The organism is Chryseobacterium pennipullorum (assembly GCF_003384725.1).
GTDB lineage: Bacteria > Bacteroidota > Bacteroidia > Flavobacteriales > Weeksellaceae > Chryseobacterium > Chryseobacterium pennipullorum.
Window position 1 is genome coordinate 332,174 of record NZ_QNVV01000001.1, and the last position, 24,347, is coordinate 356,520.

The 24,347-nt window shown below is 37.7% G+C and carries 25 protein-coding genes; 11 read left to right on the forward strand and 14 right to left on the reverse strand.

The genetic code is table 11. The features are described from left to right. Window positions 1-69 precede the first annotated feature (69 nt). On the forward strand, window positions 70-405 hold the full coding sequence (locus tag DRF67_RS01505) for a DUF962 domain-containing protein (protein WP_115926060.1): 336 nt from the start codon (window positions 70-72) through the stop codon (window positions 403-405). Window positions 406-504: 99 nt separating this feature from the next. Here the strand turns inward: DRF67_RS01505 and DRF67_RS01510 are convergent, their stop codons facing one another. The 3 genes from DRF67_RS01510 to DRF67_RS01520 form a co-directional block, all read right to left on the reverse strand. Next, the gene (locus DRF67_RS01510; RefSeq protein WP_115926061.1) at window positions 505-987 is read right to left on the reverse strand and encodes a hypothetical protein; all 483 of its coding nucleotides are present in this window, start codon (window positions 985-987) and stop codon (window positions 505-507) included. Between the two features lie 11 nt (window positions 988-998). Continuing rightward, window positions 999-1,460: a lipocalin-like domain-containing protein gene (locus DRF67_RS01515; protein WP_115926062.1), complete on the reverse strand. Its 462-nt coding sequence runs from the start codon at window positions 1,458-1,460 to the stop codon at window positions 999-1,001. 92 nt (window positions 1,461-1,552) lie between these two features. Continuing rightward, window positions 1,553-3,574 carry a hypothetical protein gene (locus tag DRF67_RS01520; protein WP_115926063.1) on the reverse strand — a complete coding sequence of 674 codons (2,022 nt, stop codon included), beginning with the start codon at window positions 3,572-3,574 and terminating at the stop codon, window positions 1,553-1,555. Between the two features lie 153 nt (window positions 3,575-3,727). Between DRF67_RS01520 and DRF67_RS21740 the strand changes: the two genes are divergently transcribed. Further along, on the forward strand, window positions 3,728-4,339 hold the full coding sequence (locus DRF67_RS21740) for a DUF4377 domain-containing protein (protein WP_228435710.1): 612 nt from the start codon (window positions 3,728-3,730) through the stop codon (window positions 4,337-4,339). A gap of 57 nt (window positions 4,340-4,396) precedes the next feature. Here DRF67_RS21740 and DRF67_RS01535 read toward each other — a convergent pair whose 3' ends face one another. After that, complete coding sequence (locus DRF67_RS01535; protein WP_115926064.1) at window positions 4,397-5,335, reverse strand: SPFH domain-containing protein; 939 nt, start codon at window positions 5,333-5,335, stop codon at window positions 4,397-4,399. 162 nt (window positions 5,336-5,497) lie between these two features. Then, window positions 5,498-6,853 carry a dGTP triphosphohydrolase gene (dgt, locus tag DRF67_RS01540; RefSeq protein ID WP_115926065.1) on the reverse strand — a complete coding sequence of 452 codons (1,356 nt, stop codon included), beginning with the start codon at window positions 6,851-6,853 and terminating at the stop codon, window positions 5,498-5,500. A gap of 205 nt (window positions 6,854-7,058) precedes the next feature. Between dgt and DRF67_RS01545 the strand changes: the two genes are divergently transcribed. Continuing rightward, window positions 7,059-7,688: a class I SAM-dependent methyltransferase gene (locus DRF67_RS01545; protein WP_115926066.1), complete on the forward strand. Its 630-nt coding sequence runs from the start codon at window positions 7,059-7,061 to the stop codon at window positions 7,686-7,688. 97 nt (window positions 7,689-7,785) lie between these two features. After that, window positions 7,786-8,538 (forward strand): DNA-formamidopyrimidine glycosylase family protein, encoded by a 753-nt coding sequence (locus DRF67_RS01550; protein WP_115926067.1) that lies wholly within the window; start codon window positions 7,786-7,788, stop codon window positions 8,536-8,538. A gap of 28 nt (window positions 8,539-8,566) precedes the next feature. On the opposite strand, the gene DRF67_RS01555 is transcribed toward DRF67_RS01550, so the two are convergent. Then, complete coding sequence (locus tag DRF67_RS01555; RefSeq protein ID WP_115926068.1) at window positions 8,567-9,289, reverse strand: LytR/AlgR family response regulator transcription factor; 723 nt, start codon at window positions 9,287-9,289, stop codon at window positions 8,567-8,569. Then, complete coding sequence (locus DRF67_RS01560) at window positions 9,289-10,365, reverse strand: sensor histidine kinase (RefSeq protein WP_115926069.1); 1,077 nt, start codon at window positions 10,363-10,365, stop codon at window positions 9,289-9,291. Before DRF67_RS01560 ends, DRF67_RS01555 begins: the two co-directional genes overlap by 1 nt. 192 nt (window positions 10,366-10,557) lie before the next feature. On the opposite strand from DRF67_RS01560, the gene DRF67_RS01565 reads away from it, so the two are divergent. Continuing rightward, on the forward strand, window positions 10,558-10,986 hold the full coding sequence (locus tag DRF67_RS01565) for a hypothetical protein (protein ID WP_115926070.1): 429 nt from the start codon (window positions 10,558-10,560) through the stop codon (window positions 10,984-10,986). Window positions 10,987-11,251: 265 nt separating this feature from the next. Continuing rightward, window positions 11,252-11,908 carry a glycosyltransferase family 32 protein gene (locus DRF67_RS01570; protein ID WP_115926071.1) on the forward strand — a complete coding sequence of 219 codons (657 nt, stop codon included), beginning with the start codon at window positions 11,252-11,254 and terminating at the stop codon, window positions 11,906-11,908. Here DRF67_RS01570 and DRF67_RS01575 read toward each other — a convergent pair. Then, complete coding sequence (locus DRF67_RS01575) at window positions 11,905-12,240, reverse strand: DMT family transporter (protein ID WP_115926072.1); 336 nt, start codon at window positions 12,238-12,240, stop codon at window positions 11,905-11,907. The genes DRF67_RS01570 and DRF67_RS01575 overlap by 4 nt on opposite strands. A gap of 1,069 nt (window positions 12,241-13,309) precedes the next feature. On the opposite strand from DRF67_RS01575, the gene DRF67_RS01580 reads away from it, so the two are divergent. From DRF67_RS01580 to DRF67_RS21745, 4 genes are all read left to right on the forward strand, one after another. Continuing rightward, complete coding sequence (locus DRF67_RS01580) at window positions 13,310-14,029, forward strand: AAA family ATPase (protein ID WP_115926073.1); 720 nt, start codon at window positions 13,310-13,312, stop codon at window positions 14,027-14,029. Continuing rightward, window positions 14,026-14,766 carry a YggS family pyridoxal phosphate-dependent enzyme gene (locus tag DRF67_RS01585; RefSeq protein WP_115926074.1) on the forward strand — a complete coding sequence of 247 codons (741 nt, stop codon included), beginning with the start codon at window positions 14,026-14,028 and terminating at the stop codon, window positions 14,764-14,766. The genes DRF67_RS01580 and DRF67_RS01585 overlap by 4 nt, the downstream gene beginning before the upstream one ends. Window positions 14,767-15,368: 602 nt before the next feature. Further along, entirely contained in the window at window positions 15,369-16,325 is a 957-nt protein-coding gene (locus tag DRF67_RS01590) for a S41 family peptidase (RefSeq protein ID WP_228435711.1), read from the forward strand. Window positions 16,326-16,327: 2 nt separating this feature from the next. Beyond that, window positions 16,328-16,834, forward strand: a complete 507-nt coding sequence (locus DRF67_RS21745) for a S41 family peptidase (RefSeq protein WP_228435712.1) — start codon at window positions 16,328-16,330, stop codon at window positions 16,832-16,834. Between the two features lie 102 nt (window positions 16,835-16,936). Here the strand turns inward: DRF67_RS21745 and gcvP are convergent, their stop codons facing one another. Continuing rightward, complete coding sequence (gcvP, locus tag DRF67_RS01595; RefSeq protein ID WP_115926075.1) at window positions 16,937-19,795, reverse strand: aminomethyl-transferring glycine dehydrogenase; 2,859 nt, start codon at window positions 19,793-19,795, stop codon at window positions 16,937-16,939. A 506-nt stretch (window positions 19,796-20,301) separates the two neighbouring features. Between gcvP and DRF67_RS01600 the strand changes: the two genes are divergently transcribed. Beyond that, window positions 20,302-21,489: a DcaP family trimeric outer membrane transporter gene (locus DRF67_RS01600; protein ID WP_115926076.1), complete on the forward strand. Its 1,188-nt coding sequence runs from the start codon at window positions 20,302-20,304 to the stop codon at window positions 21,487-21,489. Between the two features lie 269 nt (window positions 21,490-21,758). On the opposite strand, the gene DRF67_RS01605 is transcribed toward DRF67_RS01600, so the two are convergent. The 5 genes from DRF67_RS01605 to DRF67_RS01625 form a co-directional block, all read right to left on the reverse strand. After that, window positions 21,759-22,406, reverse strand: coding sequence for a J domain-containing protein (locus DRF67_RS01605; RefSeq protein WP_115926077.1), 648 nt, complete (start codon window positions 22,404-22,406; stop codon window positions 21,759-21,761). A 149-nt stretch (window positions 22,407-22,555) separates the two neighbouring features. Then, window positions 22,556-23,011, reverse strand: coding sequence for a helix-turn-helix transcriptional regulator (locus DRF67_RS01610; protein WP_115926078.1), 456 nt, complete (start codon window positions 23,009-23,011; stop codon window positions 22,556-22,558). Further along, the gene (locus DRF67_RS01615; protein ID WP_115926079.1) at window positions 23,011-23,529 is read right to left on the reverse strand and encodes a hypothetical protein; all 519 of its coding nucleotides are present in this window, start codon (window positions 23,527-23,529) and stop codon (window positions 23,011-23,013) included. Before DRF67_RS01615 ends, DRF67_RS01610 begins: the two co-directional genes overlap by 1 nt. 126 nt (window positions 23,530-23,655) lie before the next feature. Continuing rightward, window positions 23,656-23,913 carry a hypothetical protein gene (locus tag DRF67_RS01620; RefSeq protein WP_115926080.1) on the reverse strand — a complete coding sequence of 86 codons (258 nt, stop codon included), beginning with the start codon at window positions 23,911-23,913 and terminating at the stop codon, window positions 23,656-23,658. Window positions 23,914-24,004: 91 nt separating this feature from the next. Then, window positions 24,005-24,337, reverse strand: coding sequence for a hypothetical protein (locus tag DRF67_RS01625; protein ID WP_115926081.1), 333 nt, complete (start codon window positions 24,335-24,337; stop codon window positions 24,005-24,007). Window positions 24,338-24,347: the final 10 nt, after the last annotated feature.

The following is a 24,347-nucleotide window of genomic DNA, read 5'->3' on the forward strand; positions in this document are numbered from 1 at the left end:
TTTTCCAGCTGATGAAAAACCGGCAGAATTATTGCTTTCATTTTTTCAGAAACCTTAAACTATAAAGCCATGTCTGAAAGAATTAAAACATACAGAGAATTTTATCAGTTCTATCTCACTGAGCACAGTAAAACGGGAACCCGTATTTTCCATTTCATCGGTACCTTGCTTATATTTGTCGTCATAGGATACGTTATCAGTTCAGGAAAAGAAAGATTTCTGTGGTATATTCCCATCTTCGGGTATGGCTTTGCCTGGTTCAGCCATGCGGTTATTGAGAAGAACAGGCCGGCTACTTTTAAATATCCATTATGGTCACTCATTTCAGATTTCAGGCTGTTCTTCGAGCTGTTGATCGGAAAACAAAAATTCCGGGAACACCATAACGAACCTCAAAAACAGTAATCACTAAAAATCTTTATCTGTTAACCTTATAAAAAAAATGCCACAGACAGAGCATCTGTGGCAGTAGTATTTTCAGCCGGAAAATTGATCATTGCTGCTTTATTTTTTTAACAGCTGATCATTGTTTCCGGAAATACGGTTTTTTGAAAAATATCCAGCTCCTGCGAGATATCCCAGAGAAGGCAGTACACCGGACAATATCACGGGCAGCACCAGTGGAAACCCTGACCCGTCAAGATCAATGATCATAGGGTAAAGATATCCGTTATAGGCAACGAGCACCAATGTAAAGATAAAACTTTCATCGCCTGCCGTTGAGAGAATATTGAAGTCCTCACCAAACCGGTCAAACACCCCAGACATAATGAACAGCAAAATATTCACGAAAAACATCCACAATACAGATCTGTAAGTCATTTTATTTTTTGCATTCCAATACCCTGCTCCTATAAGGAAAAGCGATAAGACTCCTGAAATGGTATATGCCAAAGGTGAAGCGTCTGTTTCCGCACCATTTCTGCTCAAAAAATAAAGTGAATATAAAAACAGGTTCGCAAGATAAGTTAGGCTAACATAATTCATTGCTTCCCCATTTAATATTGTTTTTCCAGAACACTATAATGAACGGTATTCATTATTTTTGAGGCAAAAGCGTCTCCCTTTACTTCCACCTGTTCAGGAATGTAACTGGTCAATGTGATGGTTTTATCAGCATTGATGGTAACGATAACTTCCTCAAGAATATGTTTATCATCCACATAAAACTGAATCCGATTGTCTACGATTTTCCAAAAGGAAAGCCTGGGCTCACCCGGATGACAATCTTCCACACTTCCTTCAATATAATTATAGACCGCAAAGCCATCTTCCCTTAAGGCATAATTCCTCATCAGGCGGCAGCGGTCAAAATCCTTGACCACTTTCTTTTTATTTTCATAAAATCCGGCTTCTTTCAGTTTCCAGAACCCGGTAACATCTTCTTTTTTGAGTTTCTGAGCGCTCATCAGGGAAGATAGAGTCATCAAAAAAACAAGGAAAATACTCCTTTTCATCATATATTCTTTATGGTATGTTTAAACGAATAATCAGTAGGTCTAAGCTCGGGGCGGCAAGGCCGCCCCGAGCTTAGACAATATCAGCCGGGAAACTATTTAAATTTCTTTTTAAAGCTGAATTTAAGGCTGTTAAGAAACCCTGGCTCTATAATATCTACCCCAAGTCCGAAATTACTGTCCGCCACAGTGTGGTGATCATTTCTGAACTTTTCAAACTCCTCCTGCGGAATTTCAAGGTTGGTCAGAGGATTGTATTCAATAAATACACTGGCTCCGTTTTTAGCCACTTTCTTGCGGCTTTTGTAATCAAAATAGGGATTATTGATGGTACTTTCCTGAACCGTATATTTTTCTTCTGTATCAATTTTCTGATCTGTATACAGATTGATTTCGTACTTCTCGCTGTCGAAATTATGCCAGAACGGTAGATCTTTATGCATAAAATCCCGGGCACTGGCCTTCACTACATTTCTGTCAAAATACATCAGGAAGCGGTTATTTTGCGGATCCACATAATACGGATTATCCACGACCGCAGTATACTGAATCCTGACTTCATTCAGTTTTTTATCGTCGCTCACCACATCAATAGCGGCATCTTTGAATATGTTTCTTACATCTGTACCATTCCTGTCACTGGAATAATTAAGGCCATAGAAGAGAAAACTGTTCCAGCTGTCGATGATTTCCCTTTTGTTGGTACTCTTAAAATACTTTCTCATTGCGTTCGCTCTGTTCCCCTTATAGGTGGTTGTCAGATGAAGCTTTCCTGTATTTCCCTGAACATTAAAATCGATTTTCTCATCAACACAGTAGTAAGAAAAACGATGTGGCTTTCTTACCTGAAGCTCCTGATCTTTTTTTATTTCGAGGTAGTGCATAAAATAAATGAAGCCTCTGTTTTCGAGCAAACCAAATTCATCCCGAATGGTAGCATCAATAAAATATTCCTGATCCTTATAGTTTATTTTTACAACCACATGGTTAAAGCTTAAGAGAGAAGGCAGATAATATTTAATATAGTAATCCGTATTGAAATTAACCAGCACTACTGATGCCTCCACGCCGATATAATCCAGAATAACTTTCAATAAAACAGATTTTGCCTTGCAGTCTCCCTGCTTGTTTTCGTACGTTACTGCCGGTGCCTGTGGCTTGTGCCCGTTCATTTCATCAGCATTGAAGATGTAATAGATATGGTTCTGTACATACTCTATTGCAAACCGGATCTTTTCATCCTGGCCGGCAACAGCGTCCAGCTTCTCTATAAGATTTGGAGCAAAATCCTTCAGGGAAGATGCTGTGAAAATCTCCTCATAGATCGGAAAAATATAATTCGATAAATCTTTCCAATTGCTTTCTGTCGCAAAATCAACGTAAGGAAAAATCTCCCGTCCCGAGTCCACCGGATTGATGTAATTATGCTCTTCTATAACAAAGCGTTCCCCTTTCTTTAAACGGTTGATTTCAGGTTCCAGAACATTGCCCTGCTCATCTCTGAAAAATGTTTTTTTATAAGCGATGGCCTGCTCACGCTCATTGATAAAGGTAAATTTAAAGCTTCCGTAAGCCCAGTAATTGTCAGGACTTACCCATACATATTTTGAAAACTCTTTACGGAGAAAATCACGGTCTGTAAATACCTTGATTCTGGAATCTTCCAAAATAAGTACATCATACAGCCTGAGGTCTTTAATCGTAATATTGATTTTTTTGTTACTGCTTAAGACTCCTCCGCTGCTTTGATTTTCACTGTCGAGAACTTTAATTTTGGTATCCGGGATCTTATCGATCAAAACCCCATCTCTCAAAACACTGATCCTGTGAATCAGATAGACTTCATTTTCTTCCACAATAATATCAGATACAGAAGCTCTTTCAAGGTTGCCGGGCTCATTCAGTGTATAGGCCATGCACAGGTATTCACTGTTTTCTTTATTGCTTGTGTAGTATTTCTTATCTAAAAAATAGCAGTAATCCCTGCCTTCATCAATCTGTTTCCTGGCAAATTCGGAGTCTTTGATTCGGTCTGTTATTTCCTGGTCCCCAATATTTCCTGCCCACATTTCAGGTTTCTGAATCCTGTAGTTTTCAACTTGAATTTGATTTTCCATATTTATTATAAGAATTATGTTGTTGGTTATGTTCACTAAGAACTTTCAAATTAAACGATTAATAAGCTAAAAAACAATAGCAGAAGTACGACAAATTCAGGAAAATCGGATTCCGGCATGGTAATTGCGAGGTATGGGCTAAAAATCAAGTTTATGAAAAATGTAGTAACAATTCTAAAAGGGGCAGTACCCGCATTAGCGTTATTTGCCATGACACAATGTACAACGGCAGCAGGTGTATCCGGTGATGAAAAAACATTCATCGTGGGTCCACAAACAGCAGATTGTACAGGAGTAGCTCCTATGAAATGTCTGCAGGTAAAAGAAAATACTTCCGGAGACTGGACGAATTTCTACAGCAATATCGAAGGGTTCACTTACGAACCTGGGTATGAGTACGTATTGAAAGTAAAAACAGAGAAAATTGCTAATCCGCCGGCAGACGGATCTTCTATAAAATATACCTTAGTGAAGCAGGTTTCCAAAACGAAGAAAGAAGGAACAGCAGCGAGTGAAAAGACCTTTATCATCGGAGCTCAGACCGTGGACTGTTCAGCAGGAGCTGGACGTATGAAGTGTCTGCAGATGAAAGAAAATACTTCTGACAGCTGGAGCAACTTCTACAGCAACATCGAAGGTTTCACGTACGAGCCAGGCTACGAGTATGTTCTAAAAGTAAAAACGGAAAAAATCGCCAACCCACCGGCAGATGCCTCTTCCATCAAATATACATTGGTAGAGCAGGTTTCCAAAACAAAAAAATAAAATAAAAGCGCTTCAGAAATTTCTGAAGCGCTTTTATTTTACATCGTTCTTTATTTATTAAAAATCTGATTCTTTTTTGGGTGGATCCGGATATTTGCCTTTACTCGCCTCTCCTACCGTATTGGCGGTCGTCATTGCCACGACAAGATCGTTTAGCATACTACTGGCAGCGGTAGGCGAATTAGGAAGAAGAACCAGGTTACTTCTGTTGCTGGCTCCTACCGAATGCAACGTATCATAATGCTGGGTCACAACGATAAGTGCTGATGCTTCATGCGAATTGATTTCCACATTATTCAGCATTCTTACAGACTCTTCCAGTCCTTTAGCAATTTCTCGTCTTTGGTCGGCAATCCCCTGTCCCTGAAGCTTTTTGGATTCTGCTTCAGCTTTTGCAACAGCTACAATTCTGATTCTCTGTGCTTCCGATTCATATTCTGCAGCGGTTTTTTCTCTTTCCGCAGCATTGATCCTGTTCATGGCATGCTTTACCTGCTCATCCGGATCAATATCGGTAACCAAAGCTTTGATAATATCATATCCGTAGCTGTTCATGGCATCCTGCAGCTCACTTTTTACTGCGATAGCCACATCGTCTTTCCTTACAAAAACATCATCCAGTTTCAGTTTCGGAACCTCAGCACGCACCACATCGAATACAAAAGAGGTGATCTGGTTTTCCGGGTTTTCCAGCCGGTAATAGGCATCTCCCACCTGGCTTCTGATCACCTGGTACTGAACAGATATTTTCATCTTGATAAAAACGTTATCCAGTGTTTTAGTATCAATCATGACATCCAGCTGCTGTATTCTCAAATTCAGTCTCTTTGCAATCTGATCGATGATGGGCAGCTTAAGGTGAAGTCCCGAATGTTTTACTCCCCTGAACTTTCCGAAACGCTCGATAATAGCTGCTGTTTCCTGTTTAACCACAAAAAACGAAGCAAACAAGATAATAAGCCCGAAGAAAATAACGGGCGCTAAATAAATTCCCATAGTTTAATTTTTTCTGATAAGTAGTAATTTTTCATGTTTTGTTAAAACCTGCTCCTTATTTATTGACAAGCATTGAGATGTATACGGTTTGTACGAATTCATCTTTGTGGCTTATTTTTCAATAAGTTATCATCAGTTATAAATATACTACTTATTTTAAAATTAAACGGTCATTCCGATGTCAATTCCTTTGATTTTTCGATACAGGTCAGTCGCATAGTTATCCGTCATTCCTGAAACGAAATCAATGATGCCAAGGACTTTCTGGTAATCTGTTCCATTTTCATAGACAAACTGCTTAGGAAGCAGTTTCAAGGCTTTTTTATCATAGGATTTTCTTTCATCCTCTGCTTTAAGAATAGAGGGAATGAAATGATCCAGCAATTCATACATTACATTGTAGCCTGCGTTTTCAATTTCTACAACCGCTTTATGATTGTAAATCTTTTCTACAGAGAAACCGGCAATATCCTGCAGCGCCTTATTTTCCTTTTTGTAAATATCAAGCAGACCATTGTCAAGATTGCCTTCCAAAATGGTTTCAAAGTTAGCCTTATACATCTCAATCGATTTATTGATAAGGGCATTGATCACTTTTGCTCTTAAATAAGAAATCTGCTCATTTTCGTTGGAGATCGAACTTAGTTTGGTTTCGATTCTCTGAACATCATCCGTCTCAGATTTTACCAGTTCGAAAAATAAATTTTTACAGTCTGCAGTTGAAACAATTCCCAACCGGTGGGCATCCTCCATGTCGATGATGTTATAGCAGATATCATCTGCGGCTTCTACCAGCCACACAAACGGATGTCTTTTGAAAATGTGCGGTTCCTCACATTCTGAGATCAGATGGGTTCCTTTAGCAATTTCCAGAAATATATCTTTTTCATTCTGGAAAAATCCAAACTTTTTCCTGTGAATAATTCCTTTTTTCTTAGCGACCGCTTCACAAGGATATTTTGCAATACTGGCCAAAGTAGAGAAGGTAAGCTGAATACCTCCGGCGTCTTTCCCTTGCTGCTGCTGGGCCAGGACTCTGATGGCATTGGCATTTCCTTCAAAATTGACCAGATCTGCCCATTCTTTTTCGTGGAATTTGGGTTTCAGATCTTTTTCATTTCTTTCGAAATAGCTCGCAATCGCATCTTCTCCGGAATGTCCGAAGGCCGGATTTCCCACGTCATGGCATAAACATCCCGCCGCAATCACATTTCCTAAATTATAGAGATAAAAGTTTTTTGAATCTTCAGTAAGATCATTTTTATAATCTTCGGCAATAAATTCACCAATAATACTTCCCAGACTACGGCCTACTGATGATACTTCCAGTGAGTGAGTGAGCCTGTTGTGTACAAAAACACTTCCCGGAAGCGGAAAAACCTGAGTTTTATTCTGAAGTCTCCTGAAGGCAGAGGAGAAAATGATTCTGTCGAAATCCCGTTGAAAATCAGTTCTTGAAGCCTTGGTATGTGGATTGTTTCCTGTGCGCTGATTGGTAAAAATCTGGTTTAAATTCATCATTTTTCAAAATTACTTCAAATTTTAATGGTATGGAATAGTATTTAGATTTTTATTAAACAGAACTTTCATTCAAAAAATCTATTGCGGTCACGACTATTCAGGCATCATAAAGCTGGAAAAATAGTCTACATTTGATAAGACGAATGAAACCGGTGAACATCTACGATTCGTCTTCATCCGGATTTTTAAAATTCCTTTTACTATGACAGACAATACATGGCTAGACAGATGGGATGAGCGATACAGCAACGAAGAGTTTGCGTATGGTATAGAACCCAATCATTACCTGAAAGAACAACTCTCCCGGTTAGAACCCGGCTCCATACTTTTTCCTGCGGAAGGTGAAGGACGAAATGCCGTTTTTGCAGCAACACAGGGATGGCAGGTTTCTGCTTTCGATATCAGTGCCAATGGAAGAAAGAAAGCTTTACAACTGGCACAACATCAAAAAACAACAATCGATTATCAGGTGGGAGAACTTTCAGCTTTGAATTATCAGGAAGGGCAGTTTGACGCCATTGCCCTTATCTATGCTCATTTTCCGGCAGCGATTAAGTCTCCTATACACCAGATGTTAAACCAATATCTTCGAAAGGGAGGATATATAATTTTCGAAGCTTTCAGTAAAAATCATCTTGAATATATTGCAAAGAATGAAAAAGTAGGCGGACCGAAGGATATAGAATCATTATTCTCTATAGATGAAATTAAGACTGACTTCCCGGATTATCATATTATAGAATTATCGGAAACTGAAATTGAACTTAAGGAAGGCTTATATCACAACGGAACAGGTTCTGTAGTTCGCTTTGTGGGCCAAAAGCCGGTCTGAATGGTACCACAGGTATTTTACACAAGTTTATTGGGGATAAACTTCAGGTTGTATGCGGTATGGAATGCTATTTGGATCTTTATCTTAAAATAAAATTATGCCTGAAGGTCCCTCCATCCTATTAATGAAAGAAAACCTGCAGCCTTTTGTCGGTCAGAAAGTCACAGAAGCTTCAGGAAATGCGAAGTTTGACAAAGAGCCGTTGATTGGCCAGACCCTGCTGGAAATCCGTACTTATGGGAAGCAGACTTATCTTGTTTTTGAAAAAGCCGCAGTCAGGATCCATTTGCTGATGTTCGGTTCTTATAGCATTGACGAGCAGACAAAACCCGACAAAAGTCTGCGTCTGGCCCTTCTTTTTTCAAAGGGAGGAATGTATTTTTATACCTGCTCCGTGAAATCTGTTGAATTAGAATTCCTGGCCTCCATTGATTGGGAAGCGGATATAATGAGTGATGCATGGAGTCCTGAAAATGCATTGAAAAAACTGAAGGCTAATCCCAAAATGATGGTGTGTGATGCACTGATGGATCAGAATATATTTTCGGGAGTAGGAAATATTATTAAAAATGAGGTTCTATTTAGAATTAAAGTTCAGCCGGAAAGCCTGGTCGGAGGCCTTCCCCTTAAAAAGAAAAAAGAACTGATTGCCGAAGCGAGAAACTACAGCTTTGACTTCCTGGAGTGGAAAAGAGAGTTTGTTTTGAAAAAACACTGGCTCGTCCATACTCGCTCTGTATGTCCTATATGCGGACAAAAGCTGGTTAAGAAACAAACCGGGGTTGGAAAAAGGAGAAGCTTCTATTGTGAAAAAGATCAGAAACGCTATTCAATAAAGGAAGGTTCTTAGCAGCTCGCTTTTTACTCATTAACAGATGCTAGTCTGAGTTCAGATGACCACCGGCAAATCTTGTAAAAAACTCTGATCTGTAGACCTCGCCAAGAGGGATCTCGGAGTCTTCGATGTATAGGGTATGGTTATCGAATGAATCAATATAATTCATATTGACAACATACGATTTACTGACTCTTATGAAGGTTTCACCGGAAATTTTCTGATGAATGGTTTTCAGATTCATTGCAGTAATCAGTTTCTGGCCTTTGGTGTGGATCACCACATAATCTTTAAGTCCTTCTATGAACTTTATATCCGAAAAATTGATTTTATAAAATCTACGATCTGCTTTGATGAACAAAAAGTCTGCAGTGTTCGACTCTACTGTATTTTTCACTGTATCTCTAGACAAAAGTTCGGTGTAGAGTACCGCTTTGTCAATCGCTTTTTTCAGTCTCTGGGGATCTATAGGCTTCAAAATATAGTCCACCGCATCCAGCTCATAGCTCTTCAATGCATACTGGGAATAGGCTGTGGTAAAGATGATCAATGATTTTTCAGGAAGCATTTCTGCAAACTCAAGGCCTGTTACCATAGGCATTTCGATATCGAGAAAGATAAGATCCACCTCATTGTTTTTCAGAAAGTCGAGCGCAGCGGGAGCACTTGGAAATTCACCAAGGATCTCAATACTGGAAATTTCAGTGATCATCGATCTCATTTCTGCTCTTGCCAGGGGTTCATCATCCACAATAATACAATTCATCACACGGGAATTTTTAAATTGACAATATATTCTTTTTCACCTGATTCTATCTCCAGGTTAAACGTTTTGCTGTAGAGCAGTTCCAGCCTTCTGGTGATATTCGCAAGGCCTAGCCCGCTGCTTTTTTTGTCTGAAACAGCATAGCCTGCACTTTTTGAATTGATACACCTAAAGTGAAGCTGGTTATTTTCAATACTGATTCTGATATGTACATACGACTTCCCTCCACTAATGTCAACACTATGTTTTACGGCATTTTCCACGAAAGTAGTGAAGAGATTGGGTGGAATAAAAGTACTATTGATCAATCTTTTATCAACATCGGCTTGAATATCAAAAGAGAAATGATCGCGTCTTATTTTTTCCAGGTTTAAAAAATTGGATAAAAACTCAACTTCTGAAGTCAGCAAGGTTTTTTCTTCACTGTTTTCATACAGCTGATATCTGAGAAATTCTGAAAGCTTAACGATAACCACTGAAGCTTTCGTCGGATCGGTACGGATCAGTGCTTTTACGTTGTTCAGCATATTAAACAGAAAATGGGGATTGATCTGGTTTCTGAGCTCATTCAGCTCCATATTCAGGGTAAGATTGCTCAGCTCATTGATCCGTTTATTATCATTGATCCACTTCTGCAGAAGCTTTATGGTAGTCGTGGTCAGAATAATCGGAATACACATCAGGACCCCTTCATAGATGCCTCCTTTTTCGTTTTCTCTCAAAATATTTTTTATCCGGAAGTCTGCAAAGAGATGTTTAAAACCCAATCCAATAAAATTGAGCCCTACCACCCCCATAAGTACAAGCAGCACAAGATAGGTGAGATATTTTGTTCTAAAGAAAAACCGGGGGACCAACACATAGATATTAATGTAAACCATCGTAATGAGTATGGTATATACAAAGAATAAAACATAGTACTGATACATTCCTGCATACCAATGCCAGAACCTCGCGCTGTACAGCAAAAAGAAAAAGAAGATAAGAAAGAGCAAATGCCTTCGGAATCCATACTTCGCTTCCACCAAAAAATCCATCACAAAGGTTTCTTCAAATTTCCACGGACTGTATTTCATACGATAGACTTATTTTATCATTAACAAAAATACACAATAACGCAAATTACAACTGCTTTATTATACAAAACCTCTATTTTATTATACCAATGATCTGCCTGGGGGATTTTGTATAAAATACTGGCCGTTTGGTATAAAAACAAATTTGCCATACACTTTTCTGTATTCCTTTGCGCTGTAAAATGAACACATATGGAATTAACAGATTTTCACGAACTGACTCAGGAAATATCATCAGAATGCTTTTTTATGACAGAAGCTCAACAGGAAGAAAAGGTGATACAGCTCATTGATCTTCACCATTTTGTAGAATGCTTTGATCGTAACATAAAAATTCTCAGCTACCTCCACCATCCCATTAATATCATTGAGTATCAGGGAACTAAAACAGGAATTCTTTTTTGTGATCTGAAACATGCTGCTGTGCCGGACAGTAATGCTTCCGAGGAATTCAGAAGAAGGTACGGGCTCTCGGAGCTCTGGTTTGTTTTTGTAGAGGAGACCTCCATTCCGGACACAGCCATCTATACAGATGCAATTATTGAAAACAGTCTGGATATCTTTTATGAAAAGATTTTTACTTTCAATTTTTTTCAATCGGTCATCCACCCTTTAAAATAAACTTCTAAAATAAATGGCCCCCACTGAATTTATTTTTGATTTTTGCAATATCGGAACTTATTTCCGTAGTTCCGAAATCGGGAGATTAAAAAAAAATTAAAATTTTTTCTCTCCTGCATTTAACCATTCTTATAAAATACAATCCAATCTTCATAAAAACACAAGCCAGGAATTCTCTTTCATGAAAAATCTTATTACCTCGCATGCCAATGATTGATGAAACGATTTCAGGATTTTAGTATAAGAATTTAGTAAAAAATAGAATATGCCTGTACCCAAACAAATATTTCAAACATTCAGAACGGAAAAACTTCCGTTAATTACCAGATATTACATATGGCGGATGAAAAGAAAAAATCCCGAGTACCAGTATTTCTTTTACACAGACCGCGATATTGAAAAGTTTCTCACGGAGGAGTTTCCGCCCCGGTATATTGAAAACTATAACAAGCTAACAATTGGTGCGGCAAAGGCTGATTTTTTCAGATATGCCATCCTGTATAAAAAAGGAGGGATCTATCTGGATATAGACAGTACGGTCACAAAGCCTTTCAGAATGTTGATTAAGGAGCATGATGAGGCGATTATCAGTCGGGAAAGACATGACAATCTCTACGTTCAATGGGCGCTAATCTTCAATAAGGATCATAAGTTTTTGAAGGAAACCCTTGAAATCATGCTGGATAATATAGAAAACCACCGCTACCCTAATGATGTACATGCTACTACAGGCCCCACCGTATTCAGTAAAGGGATCAGGCAGGCACTGAGAGAAGATTCGGATATTCCTTTTACCATATTTGATGGAATTGAATTCCGCGGGTATCTGAAATTCAAATATAAGCTGGGCAAATTCTTTTTATACAAAAACAGATCTCACCACTGGAAACAACAACAAATGCGGCAGGACATCATTATCTAATGAGTCCCCATCTTTGAAAATACGTTGATAACCACCACCCCGATTACAATAAGGGCTATTCCTATAATGGCAGGAAGGTCCGGAACCTGTTTGAATGCAATAACTCCAATCATGGTTATAAAAACAATACCCACCCCGGACCAGATGGCGTATGTAATTCCTACAGGAATCTGGCGAAGGGTAAGACTCAGAAAATAAAAAGCGCAGGCATATCCGATTACCGTTATTACAGAGGGTAATAGCTTGGAAAATTCCTCAGATTTTTTAAGGAAAGTAGTCGCGATGATTTCAAATACAATCGCCAAAGCAAGAAAAATATAACTGCGTCCCATATATTTATTATTTATACAAAAGTAGTAAAGTGCTGGTGTCATTCCAAAAATGAAACTGACTGGTGTACCCATTTATTCTAAATGACAGCCTATATGCTTCATTTTGGGTATAATGAATTCCAAAAAATCCCCTTAGCTCTTTTCTGCAAGTATTTTTTTCATAAGTCACGTATTTTTAAGTCAATTCAATTGTACCACTCTATCCCGTTCATCAGAAAATACGCCGGCAAACATCTTTATTCTTACATTGTGACCAGCATTCTATATTTTCTTCTGTCATGAAATGTGACACCTGACAAAAATTCCTGCCGAAAAACAGGCATTAAAAATAAATTTTCTTAACATCAAATTCTGTTTCAGGAGGAAAATATTCAGTCTGAAAATGCGATTCAAAGCAATACTATGCTTTGCATTATTTATTATTTGTTTTATCAACTCCACTATAGAAGTCGATAAACGATTATCATTTTTATATAATTTTAAATAAATAACAATAAAAGTGTTAATAAATTTTCGATAACACATTAATTTAATGTAAACAAAATTTTACCAATACCTAAACAACAAGCACTGTAATACACTGATATACATCATAGTATTTTACTTTGGCACATGATTTGAAAGTAGTAATATTGCAATTGAAATATTAATAAAAAATAGTCAAATAATTAAAAATAATACAAAATGGTAACTTACATCGGTATCGCAACATGTTTAGTAGTGTTCACATCATATTTCATGACAGCAAGAAGAGAAAGAAACTAATTCAAAATACAATAAGCCTATAGAACATCTATACTCATTATATTGTTTTATGTTTTTAGTCTGAGAGATCAGATTGCTCTTTTACTCAACAGGAGTAAAAGGGCCCAAAAACATAAACAGAAAGATCTTAGTTTCATAACAAATTTTTATATCCAACGAATAAAGCCGGCCGCAAGTCTGGCTTTATTTTTTTTCTCCAAATATTTTGCGGTTGTCACTCCCTGGTCTACCTCTTTATTATTATTCAGGATTCCTTCACTCATGCTGTAAAGTTTTATCTTTGTTGAATATTTTAATCGTCATTATGAATCTGTATAACCTCATTATTCAGGATAAAGAACAAGTACACCTTAGCGAGGTATTTCTCAATACAAACAACAGGGAGCAACTGGTACAGCTTATCAAAGAATATACTTATGTAAAAGAACTGCAGGAGTATGGCCTCCCGGTTAACCATAAGATTTTACTTCAGGGAAGCTCAGGATGTGGAAAAACGATGACAGCAAAAGCCATTGCCAATGCCCTGGGGAAAAACATTATCATTTTGAATCTCAGCAATATTGTTTCGTCCCGTATCGGGGAAACATCTCAGAATATTAAAATGATTTTTGATAAAGCTGCCAGGGAGAGATCTGTCCTTTTTCTGGATGAGCTGGATCAGATCGGTAAAGCAAGAGGAAGTGATGATAAAGATGTAGGTGAAATGAGAAGGCTGGTAAATACCCTGATCCAGTTGATTGATTATTATCCTGAAAACGCGCTTTTAATATGTGCTACCAACCATCCTGAGATTATTGATACTGCCCTTTTAAGACGTTTTCAGCTTAAGATCAATTATGAAATGCCTTCTGCCGAAATTCTGGATCTTTTCTACAACCGGTTACTCGCCAAATTTCCTGAAGAGATCACAACAATTGAGAGAAAGTATGCCATTTCTTTTGCTGAGGCTAAAGATCATGCTCTCACAGCCGTTAAAGCTGCCTTAATCAAGAAACTGGAAGCTAAAGAAACAATTTCATCATGAAAGAAGATATTCTCCACAACATGGCTACCATCCACGAACGGATAAAAAAAGCCTGTCAGCAGTCAGGAAGAGATATTGATGAAGTCAGGTTATTGCTGGCCACGAAAACGGTTTCTGCAGATCGCATCAAAATCGCTTTGGGTGGCGGCCAGACTCTAATTGCTGAAAACAAGGTACAGGAATTGAAGGAAAAGTATGAGGACCTGAAGAACATCACTCATGAAAGCCACTTTATCGGTCATCTCCAGACCAATAAGATAAAAGACATCCTGAAGTTTGGAGTAACCTGCATTCAGTCCCTTGACCGGCTGGATCTGGCTGAAAAACTTCATCAAAGACTTTTAGCTGAAAACAAAACGATGGATGTTTTCATTCAGGTGAATACCTCAAACGAAGAAAGCAAGTTTGGAGTTGATCCCATTGACGCCATTGACCTTGTTCAAAAAATTTCCAGGCTCTCTACATTAAAAATAAAAGGACTGATGACCATTGGTCTTTTCAGTGCAGAAACAGAAAAAGTACGTACCTGTTTTAAGATCCTTAAAGACCTTCAGCAGGATATCATCCGTGAAAACATCCCGAATGTGGAAATGAAAGAGCTATCGATGGGAATGAGCAGTGATCTGGAAACAGCCATTGAGGAAGGTGCTACCATGGTGAGAGTGGGAACGGCTGTTTTTGGCCCGAGGATTTATCCTGACACTTATTACTGGAATGAGGAAAATACCGACCATTAGACAATTCATTATCAATACGATAATAAACTTATATTTTCTTTAGGAATACTTTAGTTAGTCTACAAATTCGGTATACTTTTTGATGATAAATGATTAATAACCAAACAAAGCATTTATGATTAAAAAACTACTATCAGCCTGTCTCTTTATGACAGTATTATTCTTTTTTTCATGTGAAAAAGAAAACACACAGATGAAAAGTGGAATTTCAATTGAAACTATTTCAATTATAACCTGCCTTACGATGGGCGTAGCTATTCTGGTAGCCTACAGTTTTAAAAGAAGGTAAGAAAATACAATAGAACTCAGAAGATCGTCTTTCAATATTGGAAGGCGATCGTTTTATAATAAGTTTTCATCATCTCCTTACAGTATGACAAAAAAATTCCAGGGTTTTTCCGAAATCCTGTACATCCAATCATGATTACGAGCTTTCTTTATGTATTATGTTGTCTATTAAAATTGGTTTTCACTGTATATTTAGCTAATTTTAGGGCGATTTGTTGTCTTGCAGCAAGTCTCGGTACATCCTGAAGCAGTTAAAACAACACCTATGTAACAGATTCGCTACAGCAGATGTCTTTACCTTATAAATTGAAGAAATGAAGAACCTGAAAGCCGTATTAATTTCGTCTTTACTTACATTAACAACGACAGTATATGCCCAGAACTGTAATTGCAACCAAAATTTTGAATGGATAAAAAAAACTTTTGAAGAAAACGATGCCGGTTTTGCAAGCGCTTTAAAACAAAAAGGCAGTCAGGCCTATGAAGCTCAAAACAAAACAATATCGGAAAAAACAAAATTGGCTAAAACATTTAATGAATGCGGACCTGTTTTATATGAATGGCTTAGTTTTTTCCGTTCCGGACATATTGCTATCAGACCCATTAAAAAAAACCAACCACCATCCACAAATCCTGCTGCTGTTGCTGCTTCTGAAAACCGTTTTTCAAATTGGGAAACCCTATCAATCGAAACTCAGAATTTCAGAAAATACTTGGAGAAAAAGAAGACTTCTGACTATGAGGGCATCTGGAAGAGCGACCCTTATACCATCGGAATAAAAAAAACCGGCGATCAGTATACAGGATTTATTATAGAATCTGGATCAGATACCTGGACAAAAGGTCAAGTCAAGCTGAAATTTAGTTTTAGCGAGGGCAAAGCTCAATCTGTTTATTATATGGGGGATCATTCGGCAGTAGAATCTGAAGAGGTAAGGCTGATCGGGAAAAATCATTTACAGATCGGAGATTTCGAATTTTCAAAAATATATCCGGAGGTTGTGGACGAGGCAAAATATACACAATATTTTAAATCTGTGAACTCAAATGTACCTTATACAGAAAAGCTAAACGAAACAACCCTTTATTTCAGAATTCCGTCATTTCAGGCTTCGCAAAAACCAAAAATAGACAGTGTCATTGCAGCAAACAAAGGTAAAATCCTGGCTACTGAAAACCTCATTATTGACATTAGAAACGGCACGGGCGGAAGTGATGCCAGTTATTCCGAAATACTGCCTTTTTATATACCAACCCGATCAGAACCGTAGGTGTGGAGTACCTTTCTACAAAGCTGAATAACCAGAGAATGCTGGATTTCATCAACAAACCTGAATACGGATTTACGGAGGAAAATAAAAAATGGGCTCAGGAAGCCTTTAACAGGTTGGAAAAGGAACCGGGAAAATTTGTAAACCTTAGCGAAAATATCGTTACTATAAACAAATATGACTCTATGTATGCATATCCAAGGAATATAGGAATTATCATCAACGAACGAAACGGAAGTACGGACGAACAGTTTTTACTGGCTGCCAAGCAAAGCAAAAAAGTAAAATTATTCGGGACAACCACTGCCGGAGTTTTGGATGTTTCCAACATGTATTATGTTCCTTCACCCTGTAATGAATTCCAGCTAGGATATACACTTTCAAGAAGTATGCGTATTCCGGATTTCACCATCGATGGAAAAGGATTGCAGCCTGATTTTTATCTGGACAGAAGTATTCCAGCATACGATTGGACAGACCATGTGAGCACAGTGCTGAACGGAAAATAAAATCCCACGCTCCTCAAAGTCTCCAGATTTTGTGGAACCATAAAAAAAACAAATCCCTCTCATTACTGAAAGGGATTGATTTTTTATCTCTAAAAACTCAGATTACATATAAGCTTCAATAGGCTCACAAGTACACACTAAGTTTCTGTCTCCATATGCTTCGTCTACTCTTGATACAGAAGCGAAGAATTTGTGGTCTCTCACCCAATCCAATGGATAAGCTGCCTTTTCTCTGCTGTATGGTTTATCCCATGAATCAGAGATTACCAATTGTTCTGTATGAGGAGCGTTTTTCAATACATTGTTGGCTGCATCTGCTTCTCCGTTAGCAATCTCATCGATTTCCTTTTTGATAGAAATTAATGCTTCAGCAAAACGGTCAATTTCAGACTTGCTTTCAGACTCTGTAGGTTCGATCATTAATGTTCCGGCAACCGGGAAAGAAACAGTAGGTGCATGGAACCCATAATCCATTAACCTTTTCGCTACATCAGCCACTTCAATTCCTAAAGATTTGAACTGACGGAAATCTACGATACATTCGTGAGCTACTCTTCCCTGCTCGTTTGAATATAAGATCGGGAAGTGCTCTGCTAAAATTTCTTTCAGATAGTTAGCATTCATGATCGCATGACCTGTAGCCTTCTTAAGACCTTCAGTTCCCAGCATCTTGATGTAAGAATAAGAAATATTCAGGATCAATCCTGAACCGTAAGGGGCTGCAGAAATACCGTCGATGGCTTCTTTAGATCCGATTCTGATATTCGCATTAGAAGGAAGGAAAGGAACTAAGTGCTTGGCAACACAGATAGGACCTACCCCAGGACCTCCACCTCCATGAGGAATTGCGAAAGTTTTGTGAAGGTTAAGGTGGCATACGTCAGCTCCGATGTTTCCAGGACTGGTAAATCCTACCTGAGCGTTCATGTTGGCACCATCCATATACACCTGCCCTCCGTGCTCATGGATCAGGTTTGTAATTTCCTTGATATTGGCATCAAAGAATCCGTAAGTAGACGGATACGTAATCATTACTGCAGAAAGATTTTCAGAATGCTGTTCTGTTTTCGCTTTAAGATCTTCGAAATCGATTTCACCGTTTTCAAGGTTTTTCACGACAACGATTTTCATTCCTGCCATGGCAGCAGAAGCCGGATTGGTTCCGTGTGCTGACTGCGGGATCAGAACTACATTTCTGTGGTGGTCACCTCTGGAGATGTGATATTCTCTGATAACCATTAATCCAGCATATTCACCCTGAGCTCCGGAGTTTGGCTGAAGAGAAGTTCCTGCAAAACCTGTAATTTCTGCCAGATCTTTCTCTAATTCACGAATCATTTCCTGGTAACCTTCAGCCTGGTTGATAGGAACAAACGGATGAACAGCACCCCAGTTCTCCCATGAAAGCGGCAGCATTTGAGTAGCTGCGTTCAGTTTCATTGTACAAGACCCTAAAGAAATCATGGAATGAGTCAGTGATAAATCTTTTCTTTCAAGACGCTTGATGTAACGCATCAATTCTGTCTCCGTATGGTATTTGTTGAATACTTCTTCTGTAAGAATTTCGTCTTTTCTAAGATTTTCTTCAGGAATACTGTATCCTTCTTTAATTTCTAATTTGAAAGTCTGCTTGTCTTTAAACTGAGCAAAAGAAGCCATCAGAACATTTAATTTCTCTAATGTAGTACTTTCATTGATGGCAATACTTACCACTCCTTCTGTGAAATAGTTAAGGTTAAGTCTGTGATCCTGCATCAATCTGATGAGTCTCGCTTTTTCATCTTCAGGCATCGTGATTTTCACCGTATCGAAGATCGGCTCTTCTACAACCTGATATCCCAATGCTTTAAGGCCTCCTTTCAAAGCGTTAGCTTTAAAGTGGATCTGATCAGCGATATAATTTAATCCTTTCGGACCGTGATATACTGCATACATTCCGGCCATTACTGCTAAGAGAACCTGAGCGGTACAGATATTTGAAGTTGCTTTTTCTCTCTTGATGTGCTGTTCTCTGGTCTGTAAAGCCATTCTTAAAGCACGTTTTCCGTACATATCCTGAGAAACTCCAATGATTCTTCCCGGGATATCTCTTTTATATTCCTCTCTGCAGGCAAAGAATGCTGCGTGTGGTCCTCCGTATCCTAATGGAATACCGAATCTCTGTGAAGTTCCTACCGCACAGTCAGCACCCATCTCTGCCGGAGACTTCAGCTTAACCAAAGCCATAGGGTCGCAGGCAACAGCTACCTGAAGATCAAGCTTTTTATATTCTACAATATTTTCTGTATAGTCTAAAACAATACCGTTTTTACCAGGGTATTGTAATAAAACACCATAATAAGAACCATCAAACTCATGGGTCTTATGATCTCCGATTACAATTTCGATTTCTAATCCTTCTGCTTTTGTTTTCAATACAGAAACGGTCTGAGGAAGAACAAGGTCGGAAATAAAGAATTTATTAGCTCCTGCTTTTTTCTGCTCTTTCGTTCTGTTGTTAAAGAACATATGCATTGCTTCAGCCGCTGCAGTAGATTCATCCAATAAAGAGGCATTAGCTAAGGCAAAGCCTGTAAGATCACATACTACAGTCTGGAAATTAAGAAGAGCTTCCAGTCTTCCCTGTGCAATTTCTGCCTGGTATGGGGTGTATGCTGTATACCAGCTCGGGTTTTCAAAGATATTTCTCTGGATTGCTGAAGGCAAAAGGGTATTATGGTATCCGAAACCGATATAACTTGTATAATCTGTATTCTTCGACGCCAATTCTTTTGAGTGGTTCAACATTTCGTACTCCGAAAGCGGTTCTGAGATCTCAAGATCTTTCTCTAAACGGATAGAAGAAGGAATGGTCTGAGAAATTAACTCTTCAATACTAGAAACGCCAAGTTTTTCCAACATCGCCTGTTTATCGGCTTCATTAAGGGAAATGTGACGGCTCACAAACTGTTCTGTATTCATTTTTATTTATTAGATTTTGTTTGTAAAAAGATGGGTAAAATTACAATTTTTTGAACGATTGTACAACAGCAGAAAACCATAGATAATTCACTAAGCTGTTTAGTTGTTTTAGACCATTTCACGTTTCACAGCCAATACATAAAGTTTAATTTATTTTAAACAGCAAATAGGTTTATTTTGTAAATAGTGCGTAAAAATATCCAATATTTATTGTTAAGAAAACAACGAAACACTAAACAAAAATAACAAATAGCAGTCATAGACTTAAAAATATTAACAAAATCAATTTTAAAAAAAAATTGTAGTTTCATCCGCAAATCAAAATACAGAATGGTTTTGGTGCCTGGTATTTGTCAACGACAGCCTTATTTTACCCTTGTTATTTTCACCACACCAACTTGATTTTCATTCAGTTATTGATTATATTAATCATAGCATTCATAAAAATTAATTACCGGCAAAACACATGAGAAGATAGAATTGTAAGTTTTAAAAGAACACAATACATGACGAAAAAAAAACAAAAGGGGCTAATGGCCTCATTTATTCTTGTATCCCTACTTAAAGTAAATGGTCAGATAAAAATATCATCCCGCCAATCAGAATCTATTCCAGAGGCTTCAGGCGACAGCTGGTCTACTTATGTAAAAGGCTTTATTCAGGCCGACGCCATGTTCGACTTCCAGGAAATGGCTTTTAAAGATGGATTCAGTGCTCCTTCTATTCAGATTCCACAAAACAGTTCTGCAAGCAGTAACTTCAGTATTAAACAATCGCAAATAGGACTAGGAATTAAAAAAACCGATTCTGAAGGAAACTCCGGCCTTTCTGCCTATGTAGAAATTGACTTTTTGGGTCCGAACGGAACAACTGCTCCCCGATTCAGACATGGGTACATCCAGTGGAAAAACGTATTGATCGGCCAAACCTGGAGCAATTTCAGTGATTTTGATATTTTCCCTAACATCTTTGATTTTGTGGGGCCTAACGGGGTAATGTTCGCTAGAACAATTCAGGTACGTTATTCCACTCCCCTTTCCCAAAAAGAGAAGCTTTCAATTTCCCTGGAAGACCCCAACGGAATAAGCATATTCCTGCCTAACCATGCCCCCAACTGGAAGAAAAAATCACTGCTTCCCGTTTTTACGGCTGTTTACCGGTATGGAAATGAACGGGACTATTATAAATTAGGCGCCATCGTATCACCGATCAGCTATGAAATAAAAGATGATAGCGAGAATTCCGAAAACAATATGACCATGGGATTCGGCGGAATGGTTTCAGGTAAAATATACAGTGGAAAGCTAAACAATTTCAGGTTTCAGTCCTCTTATGGAAAAGGATATTCGAATTACAATGCCGTCCTGAACGGCGAAAAATATGATGCTGTCCCCGATATGGCTAATAACAGGCTGGTTACACTGAGTCTTTTTAATATAGTGGGAATCTATGAACACTGGTGGTCTCCAAAATGGAGTTCTGTTGTTTACTACAGTTATTCCCAGCTGGGAAGGGAAGAATTTGTTCCGGATACCATGACTCATACGTTTCAAAATTTGGGGATAAATCTGGCCTATCAGCCTTTTAAAAAGTTAAGACTGGGTATAGAAGGTACCCATGGTAGGGTAAAAAACTTTGGCCGGCAAAAAGCAAATGCAACACGGATCCAACTTTCAACTTCACTTTCATTTTAAAGAATACCTGCAGAGAGGAGTAATCATAATCCCCATCAACAGATTGATTTCCAGATATGATATTATTTATGAAAATTTATTAATTATATTTATTCTAAATTAATATATTTGCATCATGAATATGATTACCCCTTTTAAAGTTCCGCCTTTAACTCCCGGATATGCGTTCCATAATGAAGAGATGTTCTGTGAAAAGAAATCGTGTTGTAAAAAATTCAAAAAAGGAAAAAGATGTAAAAAATGTCCGGGCAGAAAAAAAATGGCCTAGACTAACTCAAAGTTTTGATCAGGAAATACAGGGCAAGTGCCAGGATAACGATTCCCCAAAACAGCATGACGATTTTACGCTGGCCATATCGGTTAGCAACTGTTCGTGGCTGAGGCTTAAACATTTCCTCTACATTATTTTTGAACTTCTCCGCGTCGTTCTCAAAAACCTCAGTAATGGTAATACCCTGTACCACGGTTTTATGTAAAAGAGTATTGGTGGCATGGAGCAAAAGCTGAAACTTCCCATCCTTAAATTCGGTAATCTTAAAAATTCTCTCACCATAAGGCTTTTCCAGCCCAAATGGTAATACCTTCACGACATCAGCATTACTGGTCTGCCAGCTGATGATAACCTCCTCTCCTTTCTTCGCATGAATTTTATTAGCTGTAAATGTTTTGATAGCAGGTGGAATAGTATACCTGAAGCTCCGCTGGTGATTTTCTAAATTCTGATCGTATGTACGTCTCCTTCCCGGATCACTCAGCATTTCATAGGCCTCCTGAATCTCACGAAAACGGTCCGCAAAAAAATCGTCATTTTCATTTTTATCGGGATGGTATTTTAGAGAAAGCTTTCGATAAGCCTTTTTGATGTCTTCTTCTGAAGCATCCTGTGATATCCCGAGAAAATAATAGTAGTCTTTCATTGAGCCTTACAAAAATAGGGATTTTTGTTTGATAATTTCAGTAAAAATCTGTTGTCATAATCGGACTAAAGCTAAAAGTATAAAGCAATTTTGCTGAGATACAGATATTCATAAAAACTGTTTCATGATGAAACGACTATCTTATTGTTTTAGTTTTCTACCAGATACCTATAATCGTATTTAGCATAATCCTTAATCTTTTCTGACTCTTTTTTCAGTTCCAGCAATTCGTTTTTAATTTGAATCCTAAACCAGTATTCAGGATCCGTATGGGTAAATTTACTTAATTTCATTACGAGCTGTACACTCAGCTTTCTTTCCCCAGACAAATATTTATGCAGATTGGAATCATGCATATCAAAATGTTTAGCCAGATCTTTTTTGGTAATATTTAATACTTTTAGATACATTTTTATAAAATCAAGTGCCTTAAGCAGCTTTTCGGGTTCCGCGACATCTGATTCTATATAATGTTCAATTTTATACTGTATGGAAAGAAGGTCATTTCTCAATATCCTCTCCTTACTTTGCTTCAAAGACTCTGCCTTAATATAATCTTTGATTAGATCCTTTTTTTGATCGAAATTTGTTTCCTTTACTTTCATTACTCTGTTTTTAAATATTCATTAATCAGCCATTCTCCATCTTCCGGCGAGATAAGCATTATTGTTGTATCTGCAAACCTTTGTGCCCTATATTTTTTAGAATAAATAGCCATTAACTGAAGTGTACTTTCTTCTGTTTCTTCTTGAACATCAAAAGCCAACCAGCCTGTATACCATTTTTTACCATAAACAAAACTCAGTTTACATGCATAAGCAATAAGACAACCCGCAATGCTTTCAAATTCTTTTTTATCACCTCTGTTATGGGGAGCAACCTCTATAAAAGCCATGTAAGGCTCAACCTTATCCTTCATCTCAAAAATTAAGCAACCTTCGATTCTGTTATTTCCATCAATGATCAAGACGAAAACTTGTGCGTCCTTATTTTTTGAGTGTTTCTTAAAATTAAATCTCCATCCATCAGTAATCGATGGTAAAACCACATTTAATTTCCTGGCTTCTATTATTTCTCCCTCAACAAATTCATTATCTTCTACTTTTATAATTTTAATTTTCATCAAGTTGTTTTCTCAAATATAGCAATAATTGTACAAATTGTATAATTATGACATTAAAAAAATTCCGGCGCGGGAAGCTTTGCTTCCCGCGCCGGAATTAAACAATTTCAATTGAGTTGGTACTTTTTAAGCTTCGCAGGTAGAATCTTTTCTGCAGCACCCTGATGCAAATTCTTTTTTGAATTTTCCTTTCAGTTCCTGATAATCGTGATCATTCATTTCTCTGATCTTATCGGCCAATCCGAATGGTGATTTTTCCTTGATTCCGTACTCATCAAAAATACCCTTGATAAATCTTTTTCTTTGTACGGCTTTTTTAGCGATTAAAGCTACACCCACAACGGCCAATGCTCCAAGAGCGCCTTTTAATGCTGAATTTTTCATTTTTTCTAAATTTTAAATTTTACTACTTTTACTTTTTTATAGAGACGAATGAATTTTAATTTTACTTTACTAATTCTTTAAAATTGTCAAATTATTCGTTGTTTCTGTTGAAGAATCCTCCGGAACATTTATTTCTCCATACCTCTTTGAACTTTTCCCTCTCTTCAGGAGATAAGCCTTCCATTTTTTCTCTCATTTTCCGTTCTTTAAAATCTCTCATTCCTTTGCCGAAATGAAAACCTCCGAAAAGAATTTTGCTTAATATCAATATTCCCATTGACTGCCAGAACGTAATTGTTTTTGCCCCTAAAATATCAGGAAGAAGACTATTCCAAAGCAACATGACAATCCATGTAACAGCCAGGAAAATCAGTGGTGGACATATTAATAAAAAAATCCAGCCTTTTTTGTGTTTATGATTCATAATTTCTTTT

What these genes read in the sequence shown, in the direction of transcription:
- DRF67_RS01610 (WP_115926078.1), bottom strand. Translation starts at nt 23,011, where the DNA reads ATGAAAGTAAAGGAAACAAATTTCGATCAAAAAAAGGATCTAATCAAA.
- DRF67_RS01575 (WP_115926072.1), bottom strand. Translation starts at nt 12,240, where the DNA reads ATGGGACGCAGTTATATTTTTCTTGCTTTGGCGATTGTATTTGAAATC.
- DRF67_RS01590 (WP_228435711.1), top strand. Translation starts at nt 15,369, where the DNA reads ATGAAGAACCTGAAAGCCGTATTAATTTCGTCTTTACTTACATTAACA.
- DRF67_RS01615 (WP_115926079.1), bottom strand. Translation starts at nt 23,529, where the DNA reads ATGAAAATTAAAATTATAAAAGTAGAAGATAATGAATTTGTTGAGGGA.
- dgt (WP_115926065.1), bottom strand. Translation starts at nt 6,853, where the DNA reads ATGAATTTAAACCAGATTTTTACCAATCAGCGCACAGGAAACAATCCA.
- DRF67_RS01535 (WP_115926064.1), bottom strand. Translation starts at nt 5,335, where the DNA reads ATGGGAATTTATTTAGCGCCCGTTATTTTCTTCGGGCTTATTATCTTG.
- DRF67_RS01625 (WP_115926081.1), bottom strand. Translation starts at nt 24,337, where the DNA reads ATGAATCATAAACACAAAAAAGGCTGGATTTTTTTATTAATATGTCCA.
- DRF67_RS01560 (WP_115926069.1), bottom strand. Translation starts at nt 10,365, where the DNA reads ATGAAATACAGTCCGTGGAAATTTGAAGAAACCTTTGTGATGGATTTT.
- gcvP (WP_115926075.1), bottom strand. Translation starts at nt 19,795, where the DNA reads ATGAATACAGAACAGTTTGTGAGCCGTCACATTTCCCTTAATGAAGCC.
- DRF67_RS01550 (WP_115926067.1), top strand. Translation starts at nt 7,786, where the DNA reads ATGCCTGAAGGTCCCTCCATCCTATTAATGAAAGAAAACCTGCAGCCT.
- DRF67_RS01505 (WP_115926060.1), top strand. Translation starts at nt 70, where the DNA reads ATGTCTGAAAGAATTAAAACATACAGAGAATTTTATCAGTTCTATCTC.
- DRF67_RS01565 (WP_115926070.1), top strand. Translation starts at nt 10,558, where the DNA reads ATGGAATTAACAGATTTTCACGAACTGACTCAGGAAATATCATCAGAA.
- DRF67_RS01605 (WP_115926077.1), bottom strand. Translation starts at nt 22,406, where the DNA reads ATGAAAGACTACTATTATTTTCTCGGGATATCACAGGATGCTTCAGAA.
- DRF67_RS01510 (WP_115926061.1), bottom strand. Translation starts at nt 987, where the DNA reads ATGAATTATGTTAGCCTAACTTATCTTGCGAACCTGTTTTTATATTCA.
- DRF67_RS21740 (WP_228435710.1), top strand. Translation starts at nt 3,728, where the DNA reads ATGAAAAATGTAGTAACAATTCTAAAAGGGGCAGTACCCGCATTAGCG.
- DRF67_RS01520 (WP_115926063.1), bottom strand. Translation starts at nt 3,574, where the DNA reads ATGGAAAATCAAATTCAAGTTGAAAACTACAGGATTCAGAAACCTGAA.
- DRF67_RS01555 (WP_115926068.1), bottom strand. Translation starts at nt 9,289, where the DNA reads ATGAATTGTATTATTGTGGATGATGAACCCCTGGCAAGAGCAGAAATG.
- DRF67_RS01515 (WP_115926062.1), bottom strand. Translation starts at nt 1,460, where the DNA reads ATGATGAAAAGGAGTATTTTCCTTGTTTTTTTGATGACTCTATCTTCC.
- DRF67_RS01585 (WP_115926074.1), top strand. Translation starts at nt 14,026, where the DNA reads ATGAAAGAAGATATTCTCCACAACATGGCTACCATCCACGAACGGATA.
- DRF67_RS01545 (WP_115926066.1), top strand. Translation starts at nt 7,059, where the DNA reads ATGACAGACAATACATGGCTAGACAGATGGGATGAGCGATACAGCAAC.
- DRF67_RS01570 (WP_115926071.1), top strand. Translation starts at nt 11,252, where the DNA reads ATGCCTGTACCCAAACAAATATTTCAAACATTCAGAACGGAAAAACTT.
- DRF67_RS01580 (WP_115926073.1), top strand. Translation starts at nt 13,310, where the DNA reads ATGAATCTGTATAACCTCATTATTCAGGATAAAGAACAAGTACACCTT.
- DRF67_RS01620 (WP_115926080.1), bottom strand. Translation starts at nt 23,913, where the DNA reads ATGAAAAATTCAGCATTAAAAGGCGCTCTTGGAGCATTGGCCGTTGTG.
- DRF67_RS01600 (WP_115926076.1), top strand. Translation starts at nt 20,302, where the DNA reads ATGACGAAAAAAAAACAAAAGGGGCTAATGGCCTCATTTATTCTTGTA.